9 protein-coding genes are annotated in these 7,418 nt (G+C 32.0%); 7 read left to right on the top strand and 2 right to left on the bottom strand.

Annotated features, from left to right (window positions below; translation table 11 throughout):
- Window positions 1-93 precede the first annotated feature (93 nt).
- A complete protein-coding gene (locus tag V7056_RS07540; protein ID WP_499700711.1) occupies window positions 94-534 on the top strand; it encodes a hypothetical protein in 441 nt (146 codons plus the stop codon).
- A gap of 84 nt (window positions 535-618) precedes the next feature.
- Here V7056_RS07540 and V7056_RS07535 read toward each other — a convergent pair whose 3' ends face one another.
- Both V7056_RS07535 and lexA read right to left on the bottom strand, forming a co-directional pair.
- Window positions 619-1,245 carry a GyrI-like domain-containing protein gene (locus V7056_RS07535; protein WP_499700710.1) on the bottom strand — a complete coding sequence of 209 codons (627 nt, stop codon included), beginning with the start codon at window positions 1,243-1,245 and terminating at the stop codon, window positions 619-621.
- Window positions 1,246-1,423: 178 nt separating this feature from the next.
- Window positions 1,424-2,071 carry a transcriptional repressor LexA gene (lexA, locus tag V7056_RS07530; RefSeq protein ID WP_499700709.1) on the bottom strand — a complete coding sequence of 216 codons (648 nt, stop codon included), beginning with the start codon at window positions 2,069-2,071 and terminating at the stop codon, window positions 1,424-1,426.
- Between the two features lie 139 nt (window positions 2,072-2,210).
- Here lexA and V7056_RS07525 point away from each other — a divergent pair, with 139 nt between their 5' ends.
- The 6 genes from V7056_RS07525 (at window position 2,211) to V7056_RS07500 (ending at window position 7,279) form a co-directional block, all read left to right on the top strand.
- Window positions 2,211-2,867, top strand: a complete 657-nt coding sequence (locus V7056_RS07525) for a YneB family resolvase-like protein (RefSeq protein ID WP_499700708.1) — start codon at window positions 2,211-2,213, stop codon at window positions 2,865-2,867.
- A gap of 60 nt (window positions 2,868-2,927) precedes the next feature.
- Complete coding sequence (locus tag V7056_RS07520) at window positions 2,928-3,167, top strand: DUF896 domain-containing protein (protein WP_499700707.1); 240 nt, start codon at window positions 2,928-2,930, stop codon at window positions 3,165-3,167.
- A 139-nt stretch (window positions 3,168-3,306) separates the two neighbouring features.
- Complete coding sequence (gene tkt / locus V7056_RS07515) at window positions 3,307-5,310, top strand: transketolase (RefSeq protein ID WP_499700706.1); 2,004 nt, start codon at window positions 3,307-3,309, stop codon at window positions 5,308-5,310.
- Between the two features lie 140 nt (window positions 5,311-5,450).
- A complete protein-coding gene (sirA, locus tag V7056_RS07510; protein ID WP_499700705.1) occupies window positions 5,451-5,888 on the top strand; it encodes a sporulation inhibitor of replication protein SirA in 438 nt (145 codons plus the stop codon).
- An 86-nt stretch (window positions 5,889-5,974) separates the two neighbouring features.
- Window positions 5,975-6,184 (top strand): YneF family protein, encoded by a 210-nt coding sequence (locus V7056_RS07505; protein WP_499700703.1) that lies wholly within the window; start codon window positions 5,975-5,977, stop codon window positions 6,182-6,184.
- A 186-nt stretch (window positions 6,185-6,370) separates the two neighbouring features.
- Window positions 6,371-7,279 (top strand): tyrosine-type recombinase/integrase, encoded by a 909-nt coding sequence (locus V7056_RS07500; protein ID WP_499700701.1) that lies wholly within the window; start codon window positions 6,371-6,373, stop codon window positions 7,277-7,279.
- Window positions 7,280-7,418: the final 139 nt, after the last annotated feature.

Raw genomic sequence — 7,418 nt, 5'->3', positions numbered from 1 at the left:
GAAAAGTTTCATGGCTTTTATTCTATTAATCTATGTGAAATGAATAGAATGTATAAAAACTCCAATCATATTTGGGGAGGAGAGGGCTAGGTTATGGATTTTAAAAAGGAATTCATTTTAAAAACAAAAGAAATTTATAAAGAGACAGTTTCAGAGAATCATGCCTATGGTAAACTTTGTAATAAATTTGAATCATATTTTACTGATTTGAAAGAGTCTTTAAAAAAAGAAATAGAAGCAGCTAATGGTGAGTTAGATATAATGATTGATGAATTTGCGAATACAAAAGTAGTATTTTTCAATAGAGAGTTGGAAATTAAAATTGATGAACCATTAATTGAAGTTCTTGTTAAATATTATGATGAAATTTCGAATGAGAATATAGAAAAAACGATTGATCTAATTGAATATAAAGATGGTGCATATAATAGTCAGGTGTTTCAATCACCAATTACCAGAAGTATTATTGATAATTATTTAGCAGTAGCTTTCAGGGAAGACTTAGAAAAAAATGTATCCAAAAAGGAGTATTAGTAAGGGAAGTTAAAAGTAAATTATAACAATTGAAAATCAAAACAAAGAGCCTGGATCGCCAAGCTCTTATTTTTTTGATGTTGTTTAAAGTTTCTTTACGTTAAACCTTAAGACTGTTTTCAGTTTTTCAGGAGGCGTTTTTCGAGCGTCAGAAATATAGATTTCTTTATGTGTTTTTTCAAGTCTTTCTAAGTTGTTTTGAGAACAAAAGTGTTCCATTAAAGCAAAAGTTACCGGTTCAAGATCATAACTTCCATTATGCATAGCTTGGACACATAGACCTTCTGTTATTGTTTGAAAACCTATTTTATCTATATCAAGTTGGCTCTTTTTTTCTTTGACACTATTAACTGCAATCTCAAAAACTTCTTCTGTTACAAAATCGGGTTGTCGGATCATCAATTTGTAAACGAGATGGTCTTTATTTAAATAATCCAATTTTCTTCCTTCTTCATCTAAATCCCAGAATCCTTCTAATGGAAATACTGTATATTCATAATAACCATTGGGCGTAATACCTTTTTTGGGCATCATTCTAACGGCATAAGATAATGAATACAAAGCTTCAATACACTCTGTGAATTGTTCAGAATTCGGATTACCTGTTCCGTTAATTGTGAAATATTTCATTGCTGGTAAATCAATAACTACAGGATTATTTTTAGGTAGATAAACTTCTTTTAAATGTTTTCTCCATTCAAACTTACTCATTATTAACCCCTTACTATGAATAATTTGATTTTATGTGAAGGCAGTTTTTTTTTTAACGATGTAATCAACTTTTGTCTTTAAAATCCAAGAAGAAACAGTCTTTTAGAAAAGTGCCTATATGAATTATGTAAAGATAATAAAGAGGCAATCACAGATTATGTCATTGCCTCAAAATTCATTAATGATATGTACGGTATACGCCAATAACTTTACCTAAAATAGAAACTTGCTTTAGTAAAATAGGAAGTAGAGCGTCGTTTTCTGGTTGTAGTCTGAAATGATCACTTTCTTTATAGAAGCGTTTAACGGTTGCCTCGCTATCTTCAGTCATAGCTACAACAATTTCTCCATTTTCAGCTGTAAATTGTTTTTTTACAATTACTAGATCACCATTTAAAATTCCTGCATTCATCATACTGTCACCTTCAACACGAAGCATAAAGACTTGTTCATTTGCAGGTGCTACACTAGTTGGTAAAGGAAAATATTCTTCAACATTCTCTACTGCTGTAATAGGGATACCGGCAGTAACTTTCCCAATCACAGGAATATTCATGATGTCTCTGTATATTTCACTGTAAACAGCTTGAGCTTCATTTACAACTGGGCTACTGTCTCCAAGAATTTCAATAGCACGTGGCTTAGTTGGATCTCGGCGAATAAATCCCTTTTGTTCTAATCTTTCTAAATGGCCATGAACAGTAGAACTAGAAGCTAGTCCAACAGCTTCAGCAATTTCTCGAACTGAAGGCGGATAACCTTTAACTTTTACTTCATCCTTAATATACGCTAGAATTTCTGCTTGTCTTTTAGATAACTTATTCACGTAAATTTCCCCCTTACCTGTAAAGTAGATAATACGTTCCTCTTTATTTTTTTAATTATATCATGATAGGATAATATATACAAACGTTAGTTCGTTTTTTTCAAAAAGTAGTTTTCATGTTCGTATGGGGGATCAACTAATGAATGCAATTATCTATGCAAGAGTAAGTACAACTAAGGATTCACAAGAAACATCACTGCAAAGACAAGTAGTTGAGCTGTCTGAACTAAGTGAGCGGATGGGAATGTGTATTCTTAAAACAATAAGCGAACAAGCAAGCGGTTATGTCGTTGAAAGAGATGGTTTAATAGAATTATTTGAATCCATTAAAGAAAATAAAGTAGAAGCTTTATTAATTCAAGATGAAACTCGCCTTGGTCGTGGGCATGCTAGAATAGCCATTTTACATTTCTTAAAAAAAGAGGGGATTAAACTTTTTACATCATCTCAAAATGGCGAATTTCTATTAAGTGAAAGTGATGAAATGGTTCTTGAAATTTTAAGTATAGTGGAAGAATATCAAAGAAAAATACATAATATGAAAATTAAAAGAGGGATGAGAAAAGCTGTTGAAAATGGTTATAAACCTGAAAGAAACCTAGAGGGTAGTGTAAATGGTGGTGGACGAGAGAAAAAAGAATTGCCAATTACTGAAATCGTTCGTTTACGTCAAAATAATTTAACATTTGAGGAAATTGCAGCTACTTTAAGAGGATTTGGTTATGATGTTTCTAAAGCAACGGTTAATAGAAGATATAATGAGTACATTGGTGAAATCTCAAAGATTGAAAGCTAAGCAATTTTAATGTAATATATGATAATTGAATCGTATCATTCAATGAGAGGAGAAGGTAAGATGGTTTCACCTAAAACTTTAAATAGGATCAATGAATTATCAAAAAAATCTAAAGCTGGAGGATTAACTCCGGATGAAAAAATAGAGCAAGAAAAATTAAGAAAAGAATATTTAGCTGATTTTCGTTCTCGTATGGTAGATGAATTAACTTCTATTAAAATAGTAGATGAGAAAGGTAACGATATTACACCTGCAAAGTTAAAAATTGCAAAAGCAATTCGAAAAAGAAATTTACACTAAGCGGAAATATTTATTTCTGCTTTTTTTCTATTTTATGACAAGAAGTTCTAAAAATTGTTAAAACTAAATGATAGTTATTGTAATAAATCATACGAAACTATATGATAATATTTATGAATAAGCTAAAGGAGCGAAATTTATGTCTACTAATATTGAACAATTAGCAATTAATACGATTCGTACTTTATCAATTGATGCGATCGAAAAATCAAACTCAGGTCACCCTGGAATGCCTATGGGTGCAGCACCAATGGCATATGCATTATTTGCAAAGTTTATGAATCACAATCCAAAAAATGCAAAATGGTTTAACAGAGACCGATTTGTGTTATCAGCAGGTCACGGTTCAATGTTACTATATAGCATGCTTCATTTATCAGGTTATGAAGTTTCAATCGAAGATATTAAAAACTTCCGCCAGTGGGGTAGTAACACGCCAGGTCATCCAGAATTTGGACATACTCATGGTGTAGAAGCAACAACTGGACCATTAGGACAAGGTATTTCAATGGCAGTTGGTATTGCATTAGCAGAACGTCATTTAGCAGGTACTTATAATAAAGAAGATTTAAATGTTGTAGATCATTTTACATATACAATTTGTGGTGATGGAGATTTAATGGAAGGTGTTTCAGCTGAAGCAGCTTCATTAGCTGGTCACTTAGGATTAGGAAGATTAGTCGTTCTTTACGATTCAAACGATATTTCTTTAGATGGCGAATTAAATCGCTCTTTCTCTGAAAGTGTGGAAGATCGTTATAAAGCATATGGCTGGCAAGTGATTCGTGTAGAAGATGGAAACAATTTAGATGAAATTAATGCTGCTGTTAAAAAAGCACAGCAAGAATTATCTCGTCCAACTTTAATTGAAGTTAAAACGACGATCGGTTATGGTTCTCCTAATAAATCGGGTAAATCTAAATCTCACGGTGAGCCACTAGGTAAAGAAGAAACACTTTTAACAAAGCAAGCTTATGCATGGGGATATGAAAATGCATTCCATGTGCCAGAAGAGGTTTATGCTCACTTTAATAATGTAATAGTTGAAGCTGGTGCGAAAAAAGAAGCAGAATGGAACGCAACTTTTGCTAAATACGAAGAAAAATATCCAGAACTTGCAGCTCAATTAAAAAATGCAATTGAAGGTAATACTTCAACTAATTTAGAAGACGCACTTCCTAAATATGAATTAGGTAAGAAAATAGCGACTCGTTCTTCATCTGGTGAAGCAATCAATGCAATCGCAAACGTATTACCAAGCTTCTTTGGTGGTTCTGCTGACTTAGCTGGTTCTAACAAAACATATATGAACGGTAAAGGTGACTTTACTAGAGAAAGCTATGATGGACGTAATATTTGGTTTGGTGTACGTGAATTTGCAATGGGAGCAGCATTAAACGGAATGGCACTTCATGGTGGACTAAATGTATTTGGTGCTACTTTCTTTGTATTCTCTGATTACTTAAAACCAGCAATTCGTCTTGCTGCTTTAATGAACTTACCTGTAACTTATGTATTTACTCATGACAGTATTGCTGTTGGTGAAGATGGTCCAACTCATGAGCCAGTAGAGCAATTAGCTTCATTTAGATCAATGCCAAACATTAATGTCATTCGTCCAGCAGATGGAAACGAAAGTTCAGCAGCGTGGAAAATTGCTGTTGAGGCAAAAGATTCACCAACTATGTTAGTTCTATCTCGTCAAGATTTACCTGTTTTAGAAGGTACGACATCTGATGTGTACGAAAAAGTATCTAAAGGTGCTTATGTAGTTTCACCTGCTAAACAAGATAAAGTAGATATTATTCTAATTGGTGCTGGTAGTGAAGTTCAATTAGCAGTAGGTGCACAAGAAAAATTAGCGGCTCAAGGAATTTCAGCTTCAGTTGTATCAATGCCTTCAATGGATTTATTTGAAAAGCAATCTGAAGAATATAAGCAATCAGTTCTTCCAAAAGAAGTTACGAAACGTGTTGCTGTTGAAATGGGTTCTTCATTCGGATGGCATAAATATGTTGGATTCGAAGGAGAAGTACTTGCAATCGATACATTCGGTGCTTCAGCTCCAGGTGGATTATTAATGGAGAAATTTGGCTTCACTGTAGATCACGTTGTTGAAGCTGCTAAAAAAGTTTTAGGCTAATAGGTCAAATAAATTAAAAATGTAAACGAAAAAATAATATTCGACAAAACTAGTTGATTTTCTATTCCTTAAAAAGACAAATATTTTAGGTGGAATTCTATATAATTTCCTTACAGATAGTTGTTAGGAGTGGACAAGTTATGCGAGAATATAAAATTTATTTAATAAGTGAACCACTTTCTATAGAATTTTATGGAAGAGAGCATAAAATATATCAACTAGTGAACGAATATTACTACTCGTCAAAAGAATTGAGAAAAATAATTGAAAAACAATTACAATATATTACAGATCCAATACCTTTATTTGAGCTACACACATTTATTCGCAAAAATAATCCTTATCAAATCTACTTTCATGAAGAAACCGGAGAGTATCTTCTAGAACTAGCTGATGGTGCGAAAGCGCAGCTAAAAATGAATCCAGGTGAATTAATTTTGTATGCAAATGGCAGCTTAGATGCTGAAACGATCTTCTTTGAACTCTTAAGGAAATTTCGCTCTACGTTTCTTGCAATTGATGTTAAGGATGAAAGATTTGGTTGGCTACGACCAATTGCATACCAAAAGTATATTTAATAAGATAAAAATGCATAATGCTCTTGTATTAATAGGTTTGTTTTAGTAAAATTGTTCTAGATGATTTTAAGGAGGAAGCAATAAATATGTGGTTATATATTCTAGTCGGAGTACTAGCATTAGTTGCTGGTGTAGCGATTGGATTTTTCATAGCTCGTCAATATACAATGAACTATTTAAAGAAAAATCCACCAATCAATGAACAAATGTTAAAAGTTATGATGGCACAAATGGGTCAAAAACCTTCACAAAAGAAAATTAATCAAATGATGAAGGCTATGAACAACCAAAAGTAATTAGTAAACCCTTGATATATAAAGGTTTATTGATTGTTATGAATTAAATGAATGGCATATCATTTATGAAATTCACTCTAGAGTGAATCCTTCATCAAGAATGTGTAATCTTTTACTTCATACAATATTAAACAAATCCGAAACCACTTTTCTATTGGAAACTTAACCAAAGGAGAGTGGTTTTTTGTGTTATTAGAAGATGTGTTAGAAGAATATTTTTATTATTGCCAAGCAATGGGATTTACAAAAAAGACAATGATTAATAAAAGACAGGAACTAAAGCATCTCAGAATTTATCTGAAAGAAGAAAGAGGTATTATCGAATTTGAACAAATTACCTTACTTGAACTTAGGACTTATGCAAGAGTAAAAACTCAAAGTGGATTACAACCTCAAAGCATTGTAGCAATGTTTAAATTAATAAGCGCATTTTATTCTTGGTGTGTTAAAGAAGAGTATATAGAAAAGAATATTGCTTCAAAAGTTGATTTACCTAGAGTTCCCCAAAAAGTTTTAAAAGGTTTCACAATTGAAGAAGTGCAAGCGATGGTAGAAGCATTCACGTATAAAAACTATTTAGAAGCAAGAAATAAAACAATTATTGCGATGTTGGCTGATTGTGGTTTAAGAGCGATGGAAATACGTGGTTTGAAATCTGTAAATGTAAAAGAATCATCTATTCTTGTAAATGGTAAAGGTAATAAAGAAAGAATTGTTTTTGTAAGTCCAGCTTTAAAGAGAATTTTGATAAAGTATGAAAGAATGAAGAAACAATATTTTCAAGACAAAAATGCAAAAGATAATTATTTCTTATCTTATACGGGTGGAGATATGTCCCATGTAGCTATTCACAATATTATTAAAGAAGCTGGGAAAAGAGCGGGCGTAGAAGGTAAGAGGGTTTCTCCACATACATTTAGACATTTCTATGCAGTTCAATCTTTAATTAATGGGAATATGGATGTATATTCCTTGTCTAGGTTATTAGGGCATTCGGAAATTTCGGTTACACAAAGGTACTTACAAAGTATGAATGATAAAGAGTTGCTAGAAAAGGCAATTTCATCAAGTCCATTAATGAATTTAAGATCATAATGAAATTAAATTTTAGTTAGAAATTTGATATAGTGTTATGTGTTGAATCGTACCTATAACTGTGTAAAACAGAAATGAATATACATTTAAAAGTAGAAGATTATGATTTTAAATAAGTTGAAAATAAAGACCATCATTT

It is taken from the genome of Bacillus sp. JJ664, from assembly GCF_036962205.1.
GTDB lineage: Bacteria > Bacillota > Bacilli > Bacillales > Bacillaceae_G > Gottfriedia.
The sequence above is the reverse complement of the archived record's forward strand: the minus strand, read 5'-3'. Positions and strand labels throughout refer to the sequence as shown.